This is a genomic window from Rhodococcus sp. RCBS9 (assembly GCF_029457415.1).
Lineage (GTDB): Bacteria > Actinomycetota > Actinomycetes > Mycobacteriales > Mycobacteriaceae > Rhodococcus_F > Rhodococcus_F qingshengii.
This window is the reverse complement of record NZ_CP120422.1, coordinates 3072036-3093703: the sequence shown is the minus strand read 5'-3', so window position 1 is coordinate 3093703 and position 21668 is coordinate 3072036. Positions and strand designations below refer to the sequence as shown.

The 21668-nt window shown below is 63.1% G+C and carries 22 protein-coding genes and 1 tRNA gene; 12 read left to right on the top strand and 11 right to left on the bottom strand.

Going from position 1 to position 21668, the window contains the following annotated elements:
• Window positions 1-34: 34 nt before the first annotated feature.
• The 3 genes from P0M12_RS14620 to P0M12_RS14610 are packed head-to-tail and all read right to left on the bottom strand — an operon-like array spanning window position 35 to window position 1460.
• On the bottom strand, window positions 35-820 hold the full coding sequence (locus P0M12_RS14620) for an MBL fold metallo-hydrolase (RefSeq protein WP_007732381.1): 786 nt from the start codon (window positions 818-820) through the stop codon (window positions 35-37).
• Entirely contained in the window at window positions 820-1290 is a 471-nt protein-coding gene (locus P0M12_RS14615) for a RidA family protein (RefSeq protein WP_003943508.1), read from the bottom strand. Before P0M12_RS14615 ends, P0M12_RS14620 begins: the two co-directional genes overlap by 1 nt.
• A gap of 5 nt (window positions 1291-1295) precedes the next feature.
• Complete coding sequence (locus P0M12_RS14610; RefSeq protein ID WP_003943454.1) at window positions 1296-1460, bottom strand: hypothetical protein; 165 nt, start codon at window positions 1458-1460, stop codon at window positions 1296-1298.
• A gap of 53 nt (window positions 1461-1513) precedes the next feature.
• On the opposite strand from P0M12_RS14610, the gene P0M12_RS14605 reads away from it, so the two are divergent.
• Entirely contained in the window at window positions 1514-2527 is a 1014-nt protein-coding gene (locus P0M12_RS14605) for an ArsA-related P-loop ATPase (protein WP_037130910.1), read from the top strand.
• Entirely contained in the window at window positions 2527-3705 is a 1179-nt protein-coding gene (locus tag P0M12_RS14600; protein WP_277377880.1) for an ArsA family ATPase, read from the top strand. Before P0M12_RS14605 ends, P0M12_RS14600 begins: the two co-directional genes overlap by 1 nt.
• A gap of 18 nt (window positions 3706-3723) precedes the next feature.
• On the opposite strand, the gene P0M12_RS14595 is transcribed toward P0M12_RS14600, so the two are convergent.
• Window positions 3724-4047: a WhiB family transcriptional regulator gene (locus tag P0M12_RS14595; protein WP_007732375.1), complete on the bottom strand. Its 324-nt coding sequence runs from the start codon at window positions 4045-4047 to the stop codon at window positions 3724-3726.
• A 291-nt stretch (window positions 4048-4338) separates the two neighbouring features.
• Here P0M12_RS14595 and P0M12_RS14590 point away from each other — a divergent pair, with 291 nt between their 5' ends.
• Window positions 4339-6708 (top strand): transglycosylase domain-containing protein, encoded by a 2370-nt coding sequence (locus tag P0M12_RS14590; RefSeq protein WP_003943525.1) that lies wholly within the window; start codon window positions 4339-4341, stop codon window positions 6706-6708.
• A gap of 95 nt (window positions 6709-6803) precedes the next feature.
• On the opposite strand, the gene P0M12_RS14585 is transcribed toward P0M12_RS14590, so the two are convergent.
• Window positions 6804-7280, bottom strand: coding sequence for a GatB/YqeY domain-containing protein (locus P0M12_RS14585; RefSeq protein ID WP_003943491.1), 477 nt, complete (start codon window positions 7278-7280; stop codon window positions 6804-6806).
• A 132-nt stretch (window positions 7281-7412) separates the two neighbouring features.
• Between P0M12_RS14585 and P0M12_RS14580 the strand changes: the two genes are divergently transcribed.
• From P0M12_RS14580 to P0M12_RS14565, 4 genes are all read left to right on the top strand, one after another.
• A complete protein-coding gene (locus tag P0M12_RS14580; RefSeq protein WP_003943461.1) occupies window positions 7413-8381 on the top strand; it encodes a metallophosphoesterase in 969 nt (322 codons plus the stop codon).
• 54 nt (window positions 8382-8435) lie between these two features.
• Window positions 8436-8509, top strand: a tRNA-Pro gene (locus tag P0M12_RS14575).
• Window positions 8510-8584: 75 nt separating this feature from the next.
• Window positions 8585-8908: a hypothetical protein gene (locus tag P0M12_RS14570; protein WP_003943496.1), complete on the top strand. Its 324-nt coding sequence runs from the start codon at window positions 8585-8587 to the stop codon at window positions 8906-8908.
• A gap of 76 nt (window positions 8909-8984) precedes the next feature.
• A complete protein-coding gene (locus P0M12_RS14565) occupies window positions 8985-9338 on the top strand; it encodes a VOC family protein (protein WP_042446659.1) in 354 nt (117 codons plus the stop codon).
• 1 nt (window position 9339) lies between these two features.
• Here P0M12_RS14565 and P0M12_RS14560 read toward each other — a convergent pair whose 3' ends face one another.
• Window positions 9340-10896 carry an acyl-CoA synthetase gene (locus P0M12_RS14560; protein WP_054827461.1) on the bottom strand — a complete coding sequence of 519 codons (1557 nt, stop codon included), beginning with the start codon at window positions 10894-10896 and terminating at the stop codon, window positions 9340-9342.
• A gap of 189 nt (window positions 10897-11085) precedes the next feature.
• Between P0M12_RS14560 and P0M12_RS14555 the strand changes: the two genes are divergently transcribed.
• On the top strand, window positions 11086-12117 hold the full coding sequence (locus P0M12_RS14555; RefSeq protein ID WP_003943522.1) for an iron-siderophore ABC transporter substrate-binding protein: 1032 nt from the start codon (window positions 11086-11088) through the stop codon (window positions 12115-12117).
• A 57-nt stretch (window positions 12118-12174) separates the two neighbouring features.
• Here the strand turns inward: P0M12_RS14555 and P0M12_RS14550 are convergent, their stop codons facing one another.
• Window positions 12175-12651 (bottom strand): helix-turn-helix domain-containing protein, encoded by a 477-nt coding sequence (locus tag P0M12_RS14550; protein WP_003943458.1) that lies wholly within the window; start codon window positions 12649-12651, stop codon window positions 12175-12177.
• Between the two features lie 120 nt (window positions 12652-12771).
• Between P0M12_RS14550 and P0M12_RS14545 the strand changes: the two genes are divergently transcribed.
• Together P0M12_RS14545 and P0M12_RS14540 are read left to right on the top strand one after the other, a co-directional pair.
• Window positions 12772-14388: a DHA2 family efflux MFS transporter permease subunit gene (locus P0M12_RS14545; RefSeq protein WP_064443026.1), complete on the top strand. Its 1617-nt coding sequence runs from the start codon at window positions 12772-12774 to the stop codon at window positions 14386-14388.
• Between the two features lie 119 nt (window positions 14389-14507).
• Entirely contained in the window at window positions 14508-15176 is a 669-nt protein-coding gene (locus P0M12_RS14540) for a hypothetical protein (RefSeq protein ID WP_042446741.1), read from the top strand.
• Window positions 15177-15181: 5 nt separating this feature from the next.
• Here P0M12_RS14540 and P0M12_RS14535 read toward each other — a convergent pair whose 3' ends face one another.
• The 3 genes from P0M12_RS14535 to P0M12_RS14525 form a co-directional block, all read right to left on the bottom strand.
• Window positions 15182-16927 (bottom strand): cholesterol oxidase substrate-binding domain-containing protein, encoded by a 1746-nt coding sequence (locus tag P0M12_RS14535; protein WP_064443467.1) that lies wholly within the window; start codon window positions 16925-16927, stop codon window positions 15182-15184.
• A 118-nt stretch (window positions 16928-17045) separates the two neighbouring features.
• Window positions 17046-17849: a metal-dependent hydrolase gene (locus P0M12_RS14530; RefSeq protein WP_007732353.1), complete on the bottom strand. Its 804-nt coding sequence runs from the start codon at window positions 17847-17849 to the stop codon at window positions 17046-17048.
• 220 nt (window positions 17850-18069) lie between these two features.
• Window positions 18070-18534: a hypothetical protein gene (locus P0M12_RS14525; protein ID WP_003943487.1), complete on the bottom strand. Its 465-nt coding sequence runs from the start codon at window positions 18532-18534 to the stop codon at window positions 18070-18072.
• Between the two features lie 167 nt (window positions 18535-18701).
• Here P0M12_RS14525 and P0M12_RS14520 point away from each other — a divergent pair, with 167 nt between their 5' ends.
• Together P0M12_RS14520 and P0M12_RS14515 are read left to right on the top strand one after the other, a co-directional pair.
• A complete protein-coding gene (locus tag P0M12_RS14520; protein WP_003943475.1) occupies window positions 18702-19406 on the top strand; it encodes a response regulator transcription factor in 705 nt (234 codons plus the stop codon).
• Window positions 19403-20782, top strand: a complete 1380-nt coding sequence (locus P0M12_RS14515; protein ID WP_075831949.1) for a HAMP domain-containing sensor histidine kinase — start codon at window positions 19403-19405, stop codon at window positions 20780-20782. Before P0M12_RS14520 ends, P0M12_RS14515 begins: the two co-directional genes overlap by 4 nt.
• Here the strand turns inward: P0M12_RS14515 and P0M12_RS14510 are convergent.
• Window positions 20679-21668, bottom strand: coding sequence for an LLM class F420-dependent oxidoreductase (locus P0M12_RS14510; protein ID WP_007732341.1), 990 nt, complete (start codon window positions 21666-21668; stop codon window positions 20679-20681). The genes P0M12_RS14515 and P0M12_RS14510 overlap by 104 nt on opposite strands.

Below are 21668 nucleotides of genomic sequence, written 5' to 3'. Positions count from 1 at the left end.
CACAACTCAGCTCTTCGTGTCGGCGCCGAGCGCCTCAGCGTCGCAGATACGCCAACTGCACGTTGACGGATTTCTCCGCGACCGGCCACAGCTTCGGGTCGACGTCGGAGTAGACGTGCTCGACTACGTCGCGCACCGAGGCAGACTCGCCCAACGTCGACAGAGCAGCCCGCACCTGATCCAGACGCTCCTCGCGGTGGGCGAGGTACTGCTGCGAAATCGCCTGCAGATCGGGTAGGTCCGGACCGTGCCCGGGAAGAACCGTCAGTCCTTCGCCGAGTGCGGCCAGCGATCGCAGCGAGGTGAGGTAGTCCCCCAGATCGCCGTCGGAGTCGTCGAGAACTGCCGTGCCGCGGCCGAGAATGGTGTCGCCCGTCAGCACGCTCGCATCGTTCTCGATGACTATCGACACCGAATCCGCGGTATGGCCCGGCGTCGCGAGGATCCGCAACTTCAGGCCCGCTACCTCGATCACTTCACCGTCGACAAGCGCCGAAGCGCCCCCGCGAAGAAAAGTAGGGTCGACGGAACGCACTGGAGCCGAAGTCAATTCGTGGAAACGGTCCACCCCGCCGGTGTGGTCGTAGTGCCGGTGCGTGATCAAGGTCAGCGCTACCGGACCGATACCAGCGACACGTTGCAGGTGTTCCTCGTCGTTGTCGCCTGGATCGACGACAACACACTCGACGCTGCCCGGAGCATGCAGAATCCAAGTGTTCGTACCGTCCAGCGTCATCATGCCCGGGTTGTTCTCGAGCAAGACCGAAGCGATGTCGGTGACGCGGCGTAGCTGCGCGTAGGCGGGATGGACCGTCGACATCAGCGAACTTCGACGATCAGTTCCACCTCGACGGGTGAGCCGAGGGGAAGTTCTGCCACGCCGACTGCCGAACGGGCGTGGATACCGGCGTCGCCGAGCACCTCGCCGAGGAACTCGGATGCGCCGTTGATCACGCCGGGCTGGCCGGTGAATCCTTCGGCGGATGCCACGAAGCCGACAACCTTGACGACGCGAACGACGTTGTCGATGCCGACCAGGGCGTCGATGGCAGCAAGAGCGTTGAGCGCGCAGGTGCGAGCCGCGGCCTTGGCGTCCTCATCCGACACGCCCGCGCCGAGCTTGCCGGTCAGCGCCAGTTTTCCGTCGACGAACGGGAGCTGACCCGACGTGTACACGTGGTTGCCGCTGCGAACCGCGGGAACGTAAGCAGCGACGGGTGCCGCGACGGCGGGAAGTGCAATGCCCAGTTCGGCGAGACGCTCCGACCAGGTCTGTGTTGCCTCTGCCATGTGATTCAGCCCTTCGGACGCTTCATGTACGCGACGTGCTGCTCGCCCGACGCGCTCGGCAGGACGGCGACGAGTTCCCAGCCGTCGACACCCCAGTTGTCGAGAATTGCCTTCGGATTGTGGACCAGCAACGGAGTCACGGTGTATTCCCAGGAAGTTATTTCGCTCATGCGGTGAGCCTATCCCGCGTACATCTTCGGCCCCAGACTTATAGGCTCGCGGTGTGGTTGCATCCCAAGATGAGCTGAGCAGGACCTGGCCCGAGTCTGCGACGAAGGCCCGCCTGCACTTTGTGTCAGGTAAAGGCGGAACCGGTAAGTCCACGGTTGCCGCCGCGTTGGCGCTCGCGTTGGCCGAAGGCGGCAAGCGCGTTCTCCTCGTGGAGGTCGAGGGCCGCCAGGGAATCGCGCAGCTCTTCGACGTACCACCGCTTCCACCGCAGGAGACCAAGGTCGCGGCCGCCGAAGGTGGCGGTGAAGTGATGGCTCTGGCCGTCGACATCGAGACCGCGTTCCTCGAATACCTCGAAATGTTCTACAACCTCGGCTTCGCCGGCCGGGCGATGCGTAAGTTCGGCGCCATCGAATTCGCCACCACAATCGCTCCAGGCCTTCGCGACGTTCTGCTCACCGGCAAGATCAAGGAGTGCGTCATCCGCACCGATCGAACCGGCAAACGCGTGTACGACGCCGTTGTCGTCGATGCTCCCCCGACCGGGCGGATCGGCAGCTTCCTCGACGTCACCAAGGCGATGGCCGACCTCGCCAAGGGCGGCCCGGTGCATTCGCAGAGTGAAGGCGTCGTTCGGCTGCTGCACTCGCCGGAGACCGTCGTACATCTTGTTGCGCTTCTCGAAGCGCTGCCCGTTCAGGAAACCGCCGACGCCGCCGCAGAACTGGCGCGTGACGACCTCAACCTCGGTGCCATCATCGTCAACCGCGCCAGCCCGAGGTTCTTGCCCGAAGACCAACTCTCCGGTGCTGCAGCCGGCAACATCGATGCAGCTTCGATCCGGTCGACGCTCTCCGATGTCGGCATCGATCTGTCCGACGACGACTTCGCCGGCCTGCTCACCGAGACGATCGAGCACGCGTCGGTGCTCGAAGCTCAAGAATCCAGTGCGGAGAAGCTCCGCGAGATCGACGGCGCGCGGGTGCAACTTCCCGCACTCGCCGACGGCGTCGATCTCGGTGGGCTCTACGAGCTGGCCGAATACCTCACGGAACAGGGCGTGTGATGACCGAGACCACCGAGAACGTGACGGTCGGCAGTTCCAGGACCGGCCGACGCGCAGCTCCTGCCCTCGATATTTCGGCGATCATCAAGGACCCGACGGCCCGAATCGTGGTGTGTTGCGGCGCAGGTGGCGTCGGCAAGACCACGACGGCTGCGTCGCTGGCGTTGCGGGCAGCCGAAGAGGGCCGACGCGTAGTCGTCCTCACCATCGATCCGGCCCGTCGCCTCGCACAGGCCTTGGGTGTGGCCGAACTCGACAACACTCCGCAGCCGGTGAAGCTGGGTCCCGAGGCCACGGGCGAACTCCACGCGATGATGCTGAACATGCGTCGGACTTTCGACGAGATGGTCATCGAGCATTCGAGCCCTGAGAAGGCCGAGCAGATCCTGGCGAATCCCTTTTACCAAACCGTTGCCACGTCGTTCTCCGGAACGCAGGAGTACATGGCGATGGAGAAGTTGGGGCAGCTGGCGTCGAACGACGCGTGGGATCTGGTGATCGTCGATACCCCGCCGTCGCGCAATGCGCTCGACTTCCTCGACGCTCCACAGAGGCTCGGAACATTCCTCGACGGACGGATGATCCGGCTGCTCTCGGCACCCGGCCGTGGCCTGACCAGGCTCGTGGCCGGCGCGATGGGATTGGCTCTGAAGGGTGTCTCGACCATCGTGGGAAGCCAAATGCTTTCGGATGCATCGGCATTCGTGCAGTCGCTCGACTCGATGTTCGGCGGTTTCCGTGAACGCGCCACGAAGACCTACGAGTTGCTGCGTCAGCCGGGGACTCATTTCCTGGTGATCGCAGCGGCCGAGCCCGACGCTCTCCGTGAGGCGGCGTTCTTCGTCGATCGCCTTGCGGGTGACTCGATGCCGTTGGCCGGTCTGGTTCTCAACCGCACTCACCCGACGTTGACGGCTCTGCCTGCCGATCATGCGGTGACCGCCGCCGACAAACTGGAAGCGAAGGAAAATGCGACCGAGGCCGAGGCCCTCACCGCAGCCGTTCTCCGCATCCATGCCCATCGGGCAGTGATCGCGAAGCGAGAAATCGCCTTGCTGAGTCGATTCACCGCAGCTCACCCGAAGGTGCCGCTGATCGGTGTTCCGTCGCTACCGTTCGAGGTCTCGGACCTCGAGGCGCTGCGCGCGGTGGGAGATCAGCTCACTCGTAAGGGCTGATCCCCCGATCGACCTGGATCAGACTGCTGAGTGATGCTGGCGCTGGTCTTCGAAGAACTCGGACCAGGAGTCGACGTCGGGGTGCTGCTTGAGCAGTGCACGGCGCTGACGTTCGGTCATTCCGCCCCACACACCGAACTCGACACGGTTGTCGAGAGCATCTGCTCCGCACTGCATGAGGACCGGGCAGTGACGGCAGATGGTGGCTGCCTTGCGCTGTGCGGCGCCACGAACAAAAAGTTGGTCGGGATCGACCTCGCGGCATCGCGCCTGAGTTACCCAGGCAATTCGTGCCTCGGCCTGCTCGATGTCCAAACGGCTACTCGGGGTGGCTGTGTACATTCTGGGTCCCCTCTACAAAGTCTGACCGTCGCCATGAGGCGAGCAGCGCACCATCTCAGCCGTCTCGCGGTAGCACGTGAAAGCTGAGACACATTCGTGATCGAGTGTTACGTCGATCACACTGATCACAATTTAGGTAAAGAACGCCCCTAACGCAAGACGGTCGGGAGCATTTTTTGGTACGGCAGTACAAAGCGCGTGTTCAGGAGGTTTTGAACACCCGCAAAACACTGAAACCGGTTCCAATGGGTGGGCACACGTACTCTGTAGATCGTGTCGATTGCAAAAACAGTGGCGAAGCTCGCCGGAAGCTCCGCATTGGCGGGTGTCCTGGTCGCAGGGGTGATGTTCCCGGTGGCCGGCGGATTCGGATTCGCGTCCAATCGCGCTGCCGATACCGTCGACAACGTCTCGGCCGAACTGGTCGAAGGCACGGTCCCCGCGGTGTCCACCATGGTCGATGCGGCAGGCAATCCCATTGCCTGGCTGTACGACCAACGACGCTTCGAAGTCCCGAGCGAGAAGATCTCCAACAACATGAAGTTGGCGATCGTCTCCATCGAGGACCGCCGGTTCCCCGACCACAAGGGCGTCGACTGGCAGGGAACGCTGCGCGCCTTCCTCACCAACACGACGACCGGTGAAGTGCAGCAGGGCGCGTCGACACTCGATCAGCAGTATGTGAAGAACTACCAACTGTTGGTCGTGGCCAAGACGGATGCCGAGCGCCGCGCTGCCATCGAGACCACCCCGGCCCGAAAGATCCGCGAGATCCGGATGGCGCTGACGCTGGACAAGGAACTCACGAAAGACGAGATCCTCACCCGGTACCTCAACCTCGTACCGTTCGGCAACGGATCCTTCGGCATTCAGGACGCGGCTCAGACCTACTTCGGCGTCGACGCCGCAGATCTGACCGTTCCGCAGTCCGCGATGCTGGCCGGCATGGTTCAGTCCAGCTCCGCGCTGAACCCGTACACGAACGTCGAGGGCGTGACCGAGCGTCGTAACACCGTGCTCGACACCATGATCACGAACATTCCGGATCGTGCCGACGAGTTCCGTGCAGCCAAGGAAGAGCCCCTCGGCGTCCTCGAAACCCCCAACAACTTGCCGCGCGGCTGCATCGCTGCAGGCGATCGCGGATTCTTCTGTGATTACGCACTGAAGTACCTCTCGGATGCCGGAATCACCCGCGACCAGATCAACGAGGGTGGTTACCTCATCAAGACCACTCTCGATCCGCAGGTCCAGGCGTCCACCAAGGCCGGACTGAACGCGAACGCGAGCGCCAACCTCGACGGCATCGCGAACGTGATGAACGTGATCAGGCCGGGCCAGGATTCACACAAGGTCATCGCGATGGCCAGCAGTCGCACGTACGGACTCAATGCCGACGCCGACGAAACCGTCCAGGCGCAGCCGTACTCCCTTGCCGGTGACGGTGCGGGTTCCGTCTTCAAGATCTTCACGACCGCTGCGGCGATGGAGAAGGGCCTCGGCATCAACGCGACCCTCGACGTGCCCAAGCGCTTCGAAGCCAAGGGCATGGGTAGCGGTGGTGCGGCAGGCTGCCCGGTCTCGACGTACTGCGTGGAGAACGCCGGCAACTATCCGCCGACATTGTCCGTGACCGACGCCCTGGCACAGTCCCCAAACACCGCTTTCGTCAAGCTCATCGAGGCGACCGGCGTCACGCCGACCGTCGACATGGCTGTCCGTCTCGGCATGCGCTCGTACGCCGATCCCAACACCTCGGGCTTCGACGAGCGCAGCATGGCCGACTTCCAGAAGGAACAAAACCTCGGTTCGTTCACCCTCGGCCCCACCTGGATCAACCCGCTCGAACTCTCCAACGTCGCGGCCACTCTCGCCTCGCACGGCAAGTGGTGCCCGCCGAGTCCCATCGATTCGGTCTTCGACCGCTACGGCAAGCCGGTGGCCGTCACCGAGCAGGGCTGTGAGCAGGTCGTCGAGCCCGGCTTGGCAGACACACTCGCCAACGCCATGAGCCGTGACGACGTCGGCGCCGGTACGTCTGCCGGTGCCGCGAGCAGCGCCGGATGGAGCCTGCCGATGTCGGGCAAGACGGGTACCACCGAGACCCACAAGTCCTCGGCGTTCCTCGGTTTCACCAACAACCTCGCTGCGGCCGTCTACATCTTCGGCGACTCCCCGACACCCGGCGAGATCTGCTCGAGCCCGCTACGCCCCTGCTACAGCGGCAACCTGTACGGCGGTACCGAACCGGCGAGATCCTGGTTCGCGGCAATGAACCCGGTCGCCAACAACTTCGGGCCCACCTCGCTGCCCCCGATCGACGAGAAGTACGCACGGGGATCACAGAACGGCCAGGTTCCCGAGGTTGTCGGCCTGAGCCAGTCGGCGGCGACGTCGAGGTTGCAGGCGTCCGGCTTCACGGTCAATTCCGTGACCACGGCATCCGGAGCACGGGCGGGAACGGTCACCGGAGTTTCGCCGTCCGGGTCCGCGATCCCGGGTTCGACCGTCACGATCTACATCAGTGACGGGTCCGTAAGGGCTCCGGCAGCACCCGCATCCCCGGCAGCTCCAGCAGCTCCGGCACCGGGCGCGACTCCCCCGGATGCGACTCCGCCGGGAGGCGAACCCGCACCGCCTGCGGGGACCCCACCGAACTGACGGCCCCGAAAACTGACGGCCCTGAAAACAAGAACGGCCGCGATCTCCGAGTGACTCGGAGTTCGCGGCCGTTTTCGGTTTCCGGTGGCGCGCTTCTACAGGCGGGACTTCACTGCTGCAGAGATACGTGCGCCATCGGCCTTGCCCTTGGCCAGCGCGCTGGCGGCCTTGATGACCTGGCCCATCTGACGCATACCCGGACGCTCACCGAGCTCCTCGGACACCTGAGCGAGGGCGGTGTCGACGACGTCGACGAGTTCGGCGTCGGTCAACGGCGTCGGCAGGTACTCGTCGATGATCTGAGCTTCGGCGCGCTCTTTCGCGGCAAGTTCACCGCGGCCGTTCTCGGTGTAGATCTCGGCCGATTCGCCGCGCTTCTTCGATTCCTTTGCAAGGACTTTGATGATTTCTTCGTCGGTGAGGACCCGTGCTTCCTTACCGGCAACCTCTTCGGTCTGGATGGCTGCCATGAGCATCCGAAGGGTGGCTGTACGTAGCGGATCCTTCGCCTTCATGGATGCAACCATGTCGGTTCGGAGGGTGGCTTTGAGCGATGGTGTCGTGTCGGACATGGTGGAAACGCTACGCGCTCGGCGTTTCGAGCGTGCCGATAGTTACCTCCGCCCGGACACAATTCTCTGTGGAATAGCTGTAAAAGGCGGCGAGAGCGACGCAGAAGAACGCCACACCCGTATCCTTGAGAGGTGTCTTCCCAGTTCCGCACCAATCTGACCCGCACCGCACTTGGTGCCGCGGGCGCCGCTGCACTAGGGATCGGGTACGCATCCGGCATCGAACGCAATGCATTTGCACTGCGTGAGGTGACGATGCCAGTCCTGGCGCCCGGTTCGTCGTCGCTGCGGGTCCTCCATCTCAGCGACCTGCACATGATGCCGAACCAACGGTTGAAACAGAATTGGTTGCGTGAGCTCGAAGGCCTCGACCCCGACCTCGTGGTCAACACCGGAGACAACTTGTCGCATCAGCGCAGCGTCCCGGCAGTGGTCCAGGCGCTCGGCGATCTGTTGGCTCGGCCGGGTCTGTTCGTCTTCGGCAGCAACGACTACTTCGCTCCGAAACCGAAGAATCCACTGAGCTACATCTTCAACAAGGACAAGCGCATCACCGGGGATCCCCTCCCCTGGGGCGATCTGCGGGCCGCGTTCACCGAACGTGGATGGCTGGACATGACCCACGTGCGCCGCGAACTCGAAGTGGCCGGTATTCGCATTGCTGCCGCCGGCGTCGATGATCCGCACCTGAAGCGCGATCGCTACGACACCGTCGCCGGAACACCGAATCCCGTCGCCCAGCTCAAGCTCGGCCTGACGCACTCGCCCGAACCTCGAGTTCTCGACCGGTTCGCCGACGACGGCTACGACCTGGTGCTCGCCGGCCACACGCACGGTGGTCAGCTGTGCCTTCCGTTCTACGGCGCGCTGGTCACCAACTGCCAGATCGACCGATCCCGGGTCAAGGGACCGTCGAAGTGGGGCGCGCACACCCAGCTGCACGTCTCAGCGGGCATCGGCACTTCGCCGTGGGCTCCGGCGCGCTTCTGCTGCCGCCCCGAGGCAACTCTGCTGACTTTGGTTCCGGCGACCAGGCGCGAACCGGAGCATGTCTCCGCACACAGTTCCGCAGAGTCTCCAGCGTCGGTTCTACGCAACTGACCTGCGGATTTAATGTCAGTCGACTCGGTAATGTAAGCTAACCGAGGTTCGACACGGGGTGTGGCGCAGCTTGGTAGCGCGCTTCGTTCGGGACGAAGAGGTCGTGGGTTCAAATCCCGCCACCCCGACAGTGAAGAACAGAAATCGAGGCCCTTCCGCTTTACGCGGGAGGGCCTCGATTTCGTTGACGATAAGGTGAAGCCGTGGCATCCGAACCAGACTTCGCGCACAACGACATGGCGAGCCGTAGCCGACGTGAGAAAGCTGTCGGTCTTGCCAAGTTCGCCTGGGATCGCGATATCAGTAGTGCAGAGTTGCTCGACATGCCCGACGATCGGCTGCGCAAGCTTGCGCGGGCGGCGGGCGCCAATCCGCCGAGCACGCGGGAGACCTGGACGATCGCGGCCGGACTGCTCGACGAGAAAGCCGTGTGGGCAGCAGCCAACCCAGACCGTCCCGAAGCTCGGCGTGAGCATCCGGACGAGAAGATCATGTGGGTGAAGAAGCCGATCGAGCCCTGGCTGTGACAGCCGAATTCAGCGCAGGTGTGACAGCCGAATTGAGTGCAGCTGTGACAGCCGAATTCAGCGGAGCTGTGAAGCGGTGATCGGGCAGGTCGATGAAGTAGTTGTGGATTGCTCCGCACCAGCCCAGTTGGCGACCTTCTGGGCCGGAATCCTCGGTGGGCAGCCGGTGGAGCGGAGCGCGGAGTGGGCGTTTGTCGACCCTCCAGGATGGACTCGCCTCGCCTTCCAGCGTGTACCGGAATCCAAGCTGACGAAGAATCGTCTACACATCGACGTCAGTGTGGATGACGTCGTCGCTGCGACCGAAGCTGCCGAGCGCCTCGGCGCAACTCGGGTCGGTACTGTCCAGCAGGACCCGGCCGGCACCTTTCAGGTGCTGCTGGATCCCGAGGGAAACGAGTGGTGCGTCGTCCGAAGTGCCGGAAGGTGATTTACGCTCCCGCTACGGTTTCGCGAGCCCAACGGTAGTCGGCCTTACCGCTGGGCGAGCGGAGGATGGTTGGTACGAGCACGATCGAGCGGGGGATCTTGTACCCGGCGACGTGGGTGCGGCAATGCTCCGACAATGATTCCGTCGCAACATCTTCGAATCCCGGTCGAACCTGCACCACCGCGGCGACCTTCTCACCGAATCGAGTGTCGGGCGCACCCGCTACCAAGGCGTCGAAAACTGCCGGGTGAGTTTTGAGTGCCTGCTCCACTTCTTCGGGGTAGACCTTCTCGCCGCCGGAGTTGATGCACATCGAACCGCGCCCGAGCAGCACGATGGTTCCGTCGGCTTCCATCGTGCCCATGTCCCCGAGTACCGCCAGACGAACCCCGTCGACGACGGGAAAAGTTGCAGCAGTCTTGGCCGGGTCGCCGAAGTAGGCAACAGGAACATGGCCGGCCCGGGCGATGAAACCGACTGTGTCCGAGCCTGGTTCGATGCGACGGAATTCGTCGTCCACAAGAATCATGTTGGGGTTGGATCGAATTCGCTTGGAACCGTCCTCACCGAATTCGACGACGCCGTCGTTGCCGGATTCCGAAGCACCGAATGCATCCTTGATCACCAACCCCGGTAGTCGGGTTGTCAGTTCTGCTTTCAGGTTCGGGGAGAACAACGCGCCACCCGACCCGATCAGTTGGAGAGTCGAAAGGTCGTAGCGGCCTTCGCTTGCGGTGATGGCGTCGGCGATCGGCCGAGCAATTGCGTCGCCGACGACGGTGATTCCGGTGATCTTCTCGGCCTCGACCAGTCGCAACACTTCCATCGGATCGAAGCTGCGGGTCAGCACTCGGGGCGCTCCCATGAGGAATGCCGTGAGCAGTGAATAGATTGCGGCTCCATGCATGAGCGGCGGGATGAGTAGCAGCACAGTTGGATTGGTGTTCGCTGCAGCTGCATCCACAACCTCTTCGAGGCTACGACGCGGCGGCCCGCTGAGATTCGCTCCGGACAGGGCGGCAAAGAAGAAGTCCTCGTGCCGCCACACCACCCCCTTGGGCATTCCGGTTGTGCCGCCGGTGTAGATGATGAAATGGTCGTCGTTGCTGCGAGGGCCGAAGTCGCGGGTATCAGTCTGCGCGGCAAGGGCGTTCTCGTAGTCTTCGCCGACGATCAACACGTGGGTGATCTCCGGACACTGCGGAACCACGGCCAATGCCGTCGGCGCGAATTCCTCTTCGACCAGCAGTGCCACCATTTGAGAGTTGGTGTAGATGTACAGGAGTTCTGCATCGGTATAGCGGAAGTTGACGTTGATCGGTACCGCTCTGATCTTCAAGCAAGCCAGAAGCGCTTCGACGTACTCGACGCAGTTACGCATGTGAATACCGACGTGCTGCCCAGGCTCGACGCCCACCGACTGCAGATGATGAGCGAGTCGGTTCGATCGCAGTTCGAGTTCGGCGTAGCTCAATCGCACGTCTTCCAGAATCAAGGGAACTCGATCGGGGATCGCATCGGCAACGGCCTCGAACAGATCGGCAATGTTCAGGGTCATCGAAATCCTCACTACACGCGTCTTCGCTTACCAGTACAGGTCTTTCGCGAAGCTAACACGTTGGTCGCACCCTGTAGTCCGAATTGCGTAGCGGTCCCGCTGAGCGAGACCTGACGCGCCGCTCACCTGGCATCAACGGTGCGGACACCTCCCTGACCAAGCCCGATAGCCGAAAGGTAGGGTAGCCTAATGCACTCACGCACCACTCTCCGGAGCCGCACGTCGGTCCGGGTCGCCATGGTTGCTCTGGCGACTGTTTTTGCCGCTACGGCCTGCGGCTCTTCCGACGCCGGCGGCAATGCAAACGGCAACACCGATGTCGCGACCGGCGGCAAGCTGTTCAGCACCGCCGACACGGAAACCGCGAAGCTCGGCAGCGATGCCGCGCCAGGCGAGTTCCCTCGCACCATCACCCATGCCCTGGGCGAGACCACCCTCGAGGCCAAGCCGACCCGCGTCGTCGTCCTCGACAGCGGTGAACTCGACGAGGTTCTCTCGCTCGGGATCACCCCGGTCGGCATCGCCAGCCCGGAAAGCGCCGCCGGTCAGCCGTCGTACCTGGCGGACAAGTTGGTCGGTGTCCCCGACGTCGGCACGACCAACAACCTCAACCTCGAGGCGATCACCGCACTGCAGCCCGATCTGATCCTCGGCAGCAAGCTGCGCCAGGACAAGCTTTACCCGCAACTCGCGGCAATCGCTCCGACGGTCTTCAGCATCCGCCCCGGCTTTCCGTGGAAGGAGAACTTCCTCCTTGCCGGTGACGCACTCGGCGAGGAGACCAAGGCTGAGCAGGTTCTCAACGACTACCAAGAGCACGCCGACAAGGTACGTGAGTCGATCGACGGCTCCCCGACCGTTTCACTGGTTCGTTTCATGTCCGGGAAGCTGCGCCTGTACGGCAATCTGTCGTTCATCGGCGTCATCTTGAAGGACGTCGGCCTGCCCCGCCCGGCGATCCAGGACATCGACGAACTGGCCGTCGAGGTCAGCCCCGAAACGATCACCGAGGCGGAGGGTGACCGAATCTTCTACTCCAGCTACGGAAATCCCGCCGACACGGGCCAGACCACGGTTGTTGCCGGACCACTGTGGGCCAGCATGGACGCAGTCAAGGAAGGACGCGCCACCGAGGTGAGCGACGAGACCTGGTTCCTGGGCCTCGGCCCGACAGGTGCCGGCCTGGTTCTCGACGACCTGCAGGCCAAGCTCGGCAAGTAGCCGTCACCGGCACAAAGAACGCCGCCCGACTCTCCGGAGTCGAGCGGCGTTTTTTGTTCAGCGGTTGTCCTGCTCGAGGTGTTCGTTCATCGTCGAGTGAAGGTCGACGAGAAATTCCTCGAATCGACTGAGCAGTTCGGGCGGGTACTTCGCCATCATGGCGTCGAGTCGCACGGCAAGGGGCCCGAAGAACTCGTCCGCCAGGTCCTGCACATGCGCACTGCTGTGCAGCGTGACCACTCGCCGGTCGGCATTCTCTCGGGTCCGGACGATATGTCCCGCCTTCTCCAGGCGGTTGAGCAACGCGGTGGTTGCACCCGACGTCAGCGAGATCCGCTCTCCGAGGCGGGCGGGTGAGAGCGGCGTCCCCTTCTCCTCGGCAGCGGTGATTTCCATCAAGGCAGTCGCGTCGGTGGAATGCAGGCCGAGCCACGACGCGAATCGATGGCTGAATTCGGTGAACGTGCCACCGTACGCGCGGAATTCGTCCATCAGCCGCTCCCGCTCCACGGAGATGTCGCGCGGTGCTTCCACCTCGGTGATCCCACCTTTCCTGTGCCAGACGGCGGCCGGTCGAACCCAGCGCGCACGTTGACAACTTACCGCCTCAAATATACCTTCATAATAAAGTTACTTCACAATGGAGGTTTATTCGTGAACATCTCACCCACCACCCGCAAGTGGTTGGGCCTGATCGCCATTGCACTCGGCGTGGCACTGATCGTCGTCGACACCACGATCGTCAACGTCATAGTTCCCTCGATCATCGAAGATCTCGGGATCAATTCCGTTCAGGCTCAATGGATCCAAGAGTCCTACGCAATCGTGTTCGCGGCACTCCTGCTTCTGGTCGGCAGAGTTGCCGACCTGGTCGGCGCCCGTCGTATCTTCATCGCCGGTGTCGTCGTGTTCGGCGCAACGAGCCTGCTGGCCGGACTGGCGCCGAACGGCGGTCTGCTCATCCTGGCGCGCTTCCTGCAGGGCGCCGGCGCGGCCATGATCCTGCCCACGTCACTGTCGCTTCTGAACGCGATGTTCACCGGAAAGGCGCGCGGCCAGGCCTTCGCGGTCTGGGGCTCCACCATCGGCGCTGCATCCGCCCTCGGCCCATTGCTCGGCGGCTGGCTTGCCGAACATGCCTCATGGCGTTGGGCATTCGGGATCAACATTCCGCTTGCTGCGCTCATTCTCATCGGCGCAGTGCTGTTCATCGCACCCTCGACGCGCACCGCAGGGCGCGTCGACGCCACCGGAGCGGCACTGTCCATCGCCGGCCTGGGCCTGCTGGCCTTCGGACTCGTCGAGGGACGAACGTACGGGTGGCTGACGACGAAGGAACCCTTCGATCTATTCGGTCTGTCATGGTCCAGCGGCCCGTCGCCGGTTCTGGTGGCGCTGGTTCTCGCCGTTCTGTCGCTCGGTGCGTTCGCTTACCGTCAAACCATGCTCACCCGCAGCGCCGATCCGTCGCGGGCGCTGATGGACGTGCGGTTGTTCTCCATCTCGTCGTTCCGCAACGGCAACATCGCGACGCTGATCATCGGACTCGGCGAGTTCGGAATCGTTGCGGTGCTTCCTCTCTGGCTCCAGTTCACGCTCGGATACAGCGCCCTCCAGGCAGGGCTCGCGCTGGTTCCCATTGCCATCGGCAGCTTTGTCGCCAGTGGTGCGAGCTTCGGGCTGGCATCGAAGGTCTCGCCGTTGGGCTTGGTCCGTATCGGCCTGGCTCTCGAAGCGCTCGGTCTCGCCGGCCTCGGATTCATCGCTGCGACAGACAGCCCCTGGTGGACTATCGCCGCAGTGCTGTTCTTCTACGGAATCGGCGTCGGTTTTGCGACTGCCCAGGTGACCAACGTGGTGCTCGAGGAGATTCCCGAGCAGAGCGCCGGTCAAGGCTCCGGCATTCAGAGCGCGTTCCGCCAACTCGGATCCGCACTGGGCATCGCTGTCCTCACCACGGTCTTCTTCAGCACTCTCAATTCGACGCTGAACAACGACCTCACCGGATCCGGTGTCGACCAAGCTCAGGCTGATCAGTTGACGCGGGCAGTCACCGACAGCGCAGGCGCCGCCATCGACTCGCTGGCCGGTTCACCGAACACTGCCTTCGTCGCCGACGCTGCCCAATCTGCGATGACTCACGGCATCACACTCGGCGGATACCTTGCGGCCGGATTTGTCGTGGTGGGCCTGATCGCCACGGCGCTCATCCCGAACAAGCCGGCCCCGTCAAACGAGGAGGAAACGAAAGCAGCAGCCGACGTCGCCTGACGGTCGGATCGGTGCAGTACGGTGCCGGTATGCGATTGCCCTGGTCACGGTCATCACAGTCACGGTCAGCACAGTCACGGTCAGCACAGTCACGGTCAGCACAGTCACGGTCAGCACCGGTGCTCAGTGAGGCCGACATCGTCGCCGTAGGTGAGCAAGCACGCGAACTGGTACTCCCAGGTTTCGCGACGTTCGACGAAATCTGCGAAGCCGCCCGAGACTGTGTCGAGGGCGGCTTCGAGAACGACGAACTCGGCAGACAGATCGACGCAGTAGTGCGTGAGGTCTGGGACCACAGACTCGGGGAGCAGACCCAGTGGACGGCTCCCGGCGACTTCGAGCGCCTCTCCGCAGCCTTCGCTGATCTCGAGCGCAACGGCATCGTAGCCCGGATGAACTTCACCTGCTGCATGCAGTGCGGCACTACTGAAATCGACGACGAACGCACGCCGTCCGAACCCGACGAGAACGGGTATCCCTTTGCTCAGTGGGCGTACACGTTCTTCCACATGCAAGATGCGGAGCGTCTCGGCGACGAGCCGTCCGATCTCTACTTGTCCTACAGTGCGTTTCGTCCGGCCCACGATCTCGATCCCGCACTGGTCGCCGCTGCCTTCGGCGGCGACGAAACCGCCAAGGCACACATGATCGCGCACACCGATCAGACCGTCGGGCGCCAGGTAGCCGACGCACTCCGAACTCAGGGGCTGAGCGTCGATTGGAACGGTGACAACAATCAGCGTATCCGTGTCACCGACGTATGTTGGCGCAAACCGCTTCCGCAGTAGGAGATTCAGCTGGGTGGCAATACGCGGTCGAGGAACGTATTGCTGAAGACGCGGTGTGGGTCGTGTTCGTCGAGAGTGGCGAGAGCGAAGTCCCAATTCCCGTCGCCACCGGCACGGAAGGTGGCAGGCACTGTGCTGGTGAGGAATTCGTCGTCCTGGTACGCCGCCTGATCGGTGAATGCCCACCCCTTGGACCACTCCGGACGGAAGGTCGCGTAATCGCCGGAGTAGTTCGCGACCATCCACCGTTCCATTTCGCGAAGGAAGGCAGGCAATCCCGCGGTGCCGGGAATCGAGACCACGTTCATCCAGATCGCTGTGTCCCAGTCCTGACGATCCGCCCGCGGCCGCACCGCTGACAGGTCCGGCACTCCGGCGCTGTCGACCAACACCTCGCCGTCATCGTCGACACCGCAGAGACGCACTTCGAACGGCATGTTGACGGGATACTGCCCCAGCGACGCGTAGTGCGTCATTCGTTCGTTCAGCCAACTCGTCATCTCGTGGACGACTCGGCCGATGTTGGACCGCTTGGTGATCACGGCTCCGCCCCCGGCTACGACGCGCAAGGTCGTGTGCCGGAGGTAGAACAGAACGTCTTTCGACCAGCCCCAGAGATCGTCGGTGTCGGTCAGCACCAATCCTGCTGCTACAGCGCCGAACTGAGAGGCGCCGAACAGCGGTGTCGCACCTTGGAGACCCTGTGCCACCATCCCCAACGGGGTGGTGACCTCTTCGGGAATCGCGTCGGAGAAGAAGTAGTTGTACGGCCCGCTCACCTCTCGGGACTCCGGCGGTTTGACCGGGGTCGGTGTCCAGACCTTGAGCCACGGTGTTTGCGTGAACGGGAACCAGATTGCTTCCACCCGTCCGGATTTCTCGACGAAACTCTCGTAGGTACGCCCTGGCGAACCGGGAGCAGCAAAGAGTTCTTGCCACGGAATGTCGGTGAAACTCTGGCACCGCAGCCGATAATTCTCCCCGGCTTGCAGCGTCACGGAGGTGACGAAGGTTCGACCCAGATGGGTCAGGAAGGCGGTGCTCTCGACGTCCGATCGGTGAAATGTCTTCAGTGCGTACCGATTGATGCCTTCGTCCCACGCCACCACCGTGATCTCGGTGATCAGGTTGCTCAGCGAACCATACGATTGACCAGGGGTGATCGTCTCCCCCACAGCCGGATAGGTTGCCCCGTGAGCACCGATCGCCAGCGCGCCGGCGATGGACAGCTCACCGATCGCCGGAGAGTTGGCCCAGCCGAGCCCTTCTCGCTCGAGCGCTGTCAGAATCGCTTCGATACTGGCGCCGGCGCCCGCCGTGACCGTTGCGGGCGTGCCGTGCTGCACCACAACCGAATTCAGTTTGGCCATCGTATCGACCAGCAGAACTCGATCCGAAGGCGCGCCGGGCACCACCGTCAACGGACTCCACCCGTGCATCGTTCCCTTCGCACGCACTGTGTACCCGTTGTCGAACGCCCAGTTGGCGAGGGTGACGACGTCATCGCTGTGACGTGCCGTGGCCGTCCACACGCTGTCGAGCATGATTTCTCGAGACCAGTTCGCGTACGCCTGCTGTGACAACGGAATGTCCGACGGAAATCCGGGCGGTGGCGCGATGGTCGATGCCGAACCCCAGGGAACTGCTCCAGCCGGCGCCCAGGAAATGCCCGCGAGAGCAGCTGCGCCGGCACTCGCTGCGAGAAATCCGCGCCGGCTCACACCGTCTTCGCTCGAGCTGTGCTCTGCCATGCGCTCTGCTTGATGCACCACTGCTCACTCCGTCAGCCGACTCGGTTCATGTCAGGGACGAACGTAGAACAAATATGATTACGATGCCAGTGGTTCCGTAATAAAAGTTTTCCGAAGCTCACTGCACCATCGGAGCGAAGACCGCGTAGATCGCTTCCGGGGCACCGTCGAACGCACTGATGATCAACCAGGCAGTCAGAACCGTCAACGCCGGCCCGATCAGGATCTTCTCGAGGTTCCCACCTGCACGGATGGACAGGAATGACGGCAGCCGTTGTTCCCACCATCGTTTGCCGCCGAGCGGAATCAGGGGCGCGAGAAACGGCACCCCTTCCTTGGTGATCGCATCGCCGAGACAGTGCGTGGCGCAACCCAGTGCCACCGCAACACCTAGCCCCGTGGATCCAGCCTCACTCGGATACCACTGCCAGGTGAGGGCAGAGAGCACCAACGCAACGGCGGAGACCGCGAGCCAACCCTTCTCCTTGGCCAATTCACCCGCCAATCCACGGATGGCCAACCCGAGGCAGAAGAACAGGGTGATGATGATGGCTGGCTTCCCGAACTGAACAACCAGCGCCGAGACCCCGGCACCCAACCCGGCGGCGAACAGCGCGGTGTGCGTGAGCGTCCGATGCCCACCACGACGCTTGCCGTCCTTCTTGCCTTTGGTGATGCGGTAGAAGGTCACCGAAATTGCGTCGATGCCTTTGGCCAGAGCCTTGCTGAGCGGACCGAATGATCGCGAAACCGTCGACTGACCGGTATCGAGGTCGGGAAGCAAGGCGGCTCCGGCACACACTCCGGCAAAGGTCAAAGTTTCCGCAGTGGATGTGGGCCCTCCCCAGTCGAGAGGCAACAACTCCGCAACCACCAACCCCACAGCAGCACCGGACATCGCGTGGGTGGGGCCCATGACCATGAAACACAACACCTTTCGAAACGCGCCCCGCATCAGGCCGTACCGCACCCTCTGCAAGACACCACACACATGACGCCGTCGGCGACGGCCCCGGCATGCTCGCCGAGACCGCCCCGAACGTAGCAAGTGCTACCGACAGGCTTGACCAACCTCCAGACCCAGTTGAGTACGGCCGTACCGTTCCAGGTCAAAGCGGTTCATGCGGAGCTTTTTTCGCTCGTCAGCCCGCGGCAACCGTGCATGACAGGGCAACGCCTTCCTCCAGCGGAGCGACACCGGCCATGTCGAGCACCTCTGCCGGAACACCTTCGGTCGTCGGAGCCCACTCGACGGTCGGCAACGCCGGCACCCCTTCACGCGCAACGAATGTCGCAGCTTCGCTCGGCACTTCGATAGTGACTGCGGCCGTACCGGCCTCCTCCGCGCGCACGACCTTCCCCTCGTCGATGAGCTTCTGCAGCTCCTCGTCGGAAATCGGCGCCGCGACACCACACGCTACTTCGGGAGCCACACCCAACTCGGCTGGAGCGGTCGCGATCGACCGCACCGCCACCGGTGACCCGTCGGAAATCGGGTTGGAAGCCCAGGCGATTCCCGGCGCCACTGCCATACCGAGGACCGCCACGGACGCCACCACCACACCGGTCCGGCGGGCCCGCTTGCCGTTCACTTTCAATCGCGTCATCGTAGTTCTCCTTGATCGAACGTTCTCGAGTTCTCGGCGCGGTCGCATCCGAGAAACCCGAGGTTATGAAGCCAACACTGCAGATCTGTTGTCGGTTTCTTAGGAGTTGATGAGAATGCGACGGCCCTCGCTCCGAGCGAGGCCCCAGGCCTTGATCCGATGGCACCATGGCTGGGGTGAGTACACGCGAGCGCATCCTGATCGTTGACGACGACGCGAAGGTTCTGAATTCGCTCGAACGTGGACTCCGATTGTCGGGCTTCGACACGGCAACTGCCGTCGACGGACGATCGGCCTTGTCATCGGTGAACAAGCAATGCCCGGCCGCGCTCGTTCTCGACGTCAACATGCCCGGCCTCGACGGCGTCGGGGTGGTGACCGCCCTGCGCGCGATCGGCAACGAGGTTCCGATCTGCGTGCTCAGCGCCCGAAGTTCCGTGGGTGATCGCATCGCGGGGCTGGAGGCGGGCGCCGACGACTACCTCACCAAGCCCTTCGAGTTGGCCGAGCTCGTCGCCAGACTCCGCGCATTGCTTCGACGCACGACGCGAGCCACCCCGTCGGTCGACCATCCGATCACGGTGGGACCGCTGACGGTCGATCTCCGTGGCCATCGAGCGCACATCGACGGTAGGCGAATCGAACTCACCAAAAGAGAATTCGACCTGTTGTCGGTACTCGCCGAGCACGCCGGTGTCGTACTCAGTCGCGCACAACTCCTGCGACTCGTCTGGGGTTACGACTTCGCCGCCGACACCAATGTCGTCGACGTCTTTGTCACCTACCTACGCAAGAAACTCGAAGTCGACGGAGCGCCCCGCGTGATCCACACAGTGCGTGGGGTGGGCTTCGTCCTGAGGGCCGAACGATGAAGCGGCCGCTGTCACTTCAGACTCGCGTAGCCATCGCCTCGGGCCTGGCCGCCGGAATCGTGATTGCCGCGATCGGAATTGCGTTCGCGGTCTTTCTGCGTGTCAACGGATCCGAACAACTCGAACGCACTCTCGATTCCGTCACCCTGGGCGTCGCGGCGAGTGCGCCGAGCCCGCTATTCATCGAGACACCAACTGCAACAACAGAACCATCCGTGGTCAGCCCCGGATTCAACGCCGCGACCGTCAGCGCCTTGGCTACCACCGATGTTCGCAGTCGTGATGTTCTGGTGCCCGGCGACAGCGGCGCCACACTGGCCGTCAGCATCCCCGAAGACCCACTGACCCAGGCAATCCGCGAGCAGCAGTTCCAAGTGGCCGCTGCAGCAGTGGTCGCCATCCTTGCCGCGGCCGGGCTCGGTTGGTTCCTCACCGGCCGAGCCGTCCGGCCACTACAGCAATTGACCGAGACCACCAGTTCGATCGGCAACAACCTCGACGTCGACGGACTCTCGCGCCGGGCACCGTCGGTACGTGGAACGCGAGAAGCCGAAGAACTGTCGGAGGCAATCCACAGCATGCTCAGTCGCATCGAAAGCGATCGAAGCCGCACCGAGGAGGCGTTGGAGTCGGCACGCGATTTCGCTCGCGTCTCCGCCCACGAACTGCGCACACCTCTCACGTCGATGCGTACCGATCTCGAAGTTCTCGCAACACTCGATCTCACGGAAAGCCAACGGCGCGAACTGTCCGGCGAATTGTTGGAGGCGCAGCGCCAGATCGAGCGCACCCTGACCGACCTCGAGACTCTAGCCCTGGGTGACGTGGCCGATCCCGAGGATTGTGCCGACGTCGATCTCGTGGAGGTTGCCGATCGCGCCGTCGCTGACGCAGGCCGTCTGCACCCGCAGGTCGACGTTCGTTTGAAAGCACCGGAAGAACTTTCGGTTCAGGCCTTTCCCGCGGGTATCCGTCTGGTGCTGACCAACGCCGTCACCAATTCCGTTCGGCACGGCAATGCCGACGAAGTCGAGATCACCGTCCGATCAGGGGCTGCGACGGGTTCGGCGACGGTATTCGTCGACGACAACGGCACCGTGATCGCGCCTTCGGAACGCGAAGCGATGTTCGAGAGATTCGTTCGTGGTACCGGTGCGGGCGACGCCGGAAGCGGTTTGGGACTGGCCCTCGTCGCGCAGCAGGCGAGGCTGCACGGCGGTAGCGCGCGACTCGACAAGAGCCCACTCGGCGGAACTCGATTGATCTTCTCGATCAACCCAATTCGACGTGCAGAGCCTCGAGCAGCGGCTTGGCCGCCTCGTCGAAGAATCGGTCTTGGGTATCTCCACCGATCTGTACCAGTGCCACATCGGTGAATCCGGCGTCCGTGTATGCCTTGACCGCTTCGACGATCACATCGAGATCGGGACCACACGGAATGCTTTCAGCTACATCCTCTTTGCGCACGAACTGAGTCGCACCCGAGAAGCTCGCCGGCGTCGGCAGTTCGGAGTTCACGGACCACCCTCCGCCGAACCACCGGAACTGCTGATGAGCTCGTGCAATTGCCGTGTCGCGATCAGGGTCCCACGAGATCGGAATCTGACCGATGGTCCGGCCTGCGGGAGCCAATCCGTATGCTCGGCCGTGCACGTGCTTCCACAAGTGCACTAGCTCCGAATCCGGTTGCACGGCAATCAAATCGTCGGCCATCGGACCGAAACGCTCGACGGACTTGTCTCCGGACATGGCCAGCGCCAGCGGAACCGGGTTCTCGGGGAGATCCCAGATCCTGGCGGACTGGACGTCGAAGTACTCCCCCTTCCAGCTCACCAGATCTCCGGCGAGCAGTGCGCGAATGATGCTCACCGCCTCCTGCAGCATGTCCTGGCGGGTGTCGATGGACGGCCAACCCTCGCCGACCACATGCTCGTTCAGGCTCTCGCCACTTCCCAATCCCAGGGTGAAGCGTCCGTCCGCGAGGATCTGGATCGTCGCAGCTTTCTGAGCGACGACGGCGGGGTGGTACCTCACGGTCGGACAAGTCACGTACGTCATCAAACCGACTCGCTCGGTGGCGTGGGCGACTGCCCCCAGCACCGACCAGGCGTAGGGTGCATGCCCCTGCTCGGTCAGCCACGGCGAGTAGTGATCACTCATCACTTCGAAGTCGAAGCCGACTTCTTCGGCCCGAACTGCATGGCGAACCAGTTCTTTCGGACCTGCCTGCTCCGTCATCAAGGTGTAGCCGAATCGTGCCAT

Excerpts from the sequence above, each read along its gene's own strand:
- P0M12_RS14560 (WP_054827461.1), bottom strand. The coding sequence starts at position 10,896 with ATGACCCTGAACATTGCCGATCTGTTCGAGGCCGTTGCCGATGCGATC.
- P0M12_RS14525 (WP_003943487.1), bottom strand. The coding sequence starts at position 18,534 with ATGACGCGATTGAAAGTGAACGGCAAGCGGGCCCGCCGGACCGGTGTG.
- P0M12_RS14595 (WP_007732375.1), bottom strand. The coding sequence starts at position 4,047 with ATGTACACAGCCACCCCGAGTAGCCGTTTGGACATCGAGCAGGCCGAG.
- P0M12_RS14600 (WP_277377880.1), top strand. The coding sequence starts at position 2,527 with ATGACCGAGACCACCGAGAACGTGACGGTCGGCAGTTCCAGGACCGGC.
- P0M12_RS14535 (WP_064443467.1), bottom strand. The coding sequence starts at position 16,927 with ATGGCAGAGCACAGCTCGAGCGAAGACGGTGTGAGCCGGCGCGGATTT.
- P0M12_RS14585 (WP_003943491.1), bottom strand. The coding sequence starts at position 7,280 with ATGTCCGACACGACACCATCGCTCAAAGCCACCCTCCGAACCGACATG.
- P0M12_RS14510 (WP_007732341.1), bottom strand. The coding sequence starts at position 21,668 with ATGGCACGATTCGGCTACACCTTGATGACGGAGCAGGCAGGTCCGAAA.
- P0M12_RS14515 (WP_075831949.1), top strand. The coding sequence starts at position 19,403 with ATGAAGCGGCCGCTGTCACTTCAGACTCGCGTAGCCATCGCCTCGGGC.
- P0M12_RS14555 (WP_003943522.1), top strand. The coding sequence starts at position 11,086 with ATGCACTCACGCACCACTCTCCGGAGCCGCACGTCGGTCCGGGTCGCC.
- P0M12_RS14615 (WP_003943508.1), bottom strand. The coding sequence starts at position 1,290 with ATGGCAGAGGCAACACAGACCTGGTCGGAGCGTCTCGCCGAACTGGGC.
- P0M12_RS14530 (WP_007732353.1), bottom strand. The coding sequence starts at position 17,849 with ATGGTCATGGGCCCCACCCACGCGATGTCCGGTGCTGCTGTGGGGTTG.
- P0M12_RS14520 (WP_003943475.1), top strand. The coding sequence starts at position 18,702 with ATGGCTGGGGTGAGTACACGCGAGCGCATCCTGATCGTTGACGACGAC.
- P0M12_RS14610 (WP_003943454.1), bottom strand. The coding sequence starts at position 1,460 with ATGAGCGAAATAACTTCCTGGGAATACACCGTGACTCCGTTGCTGGTC.
- P0M12_RS14620 (WP_007732381.1), bottom strand. The coding sequence starts at position 820 with ATGTCGACGGTCCATCCCGCCTACGCGCAGCTACGCCGCGTCACCGAC.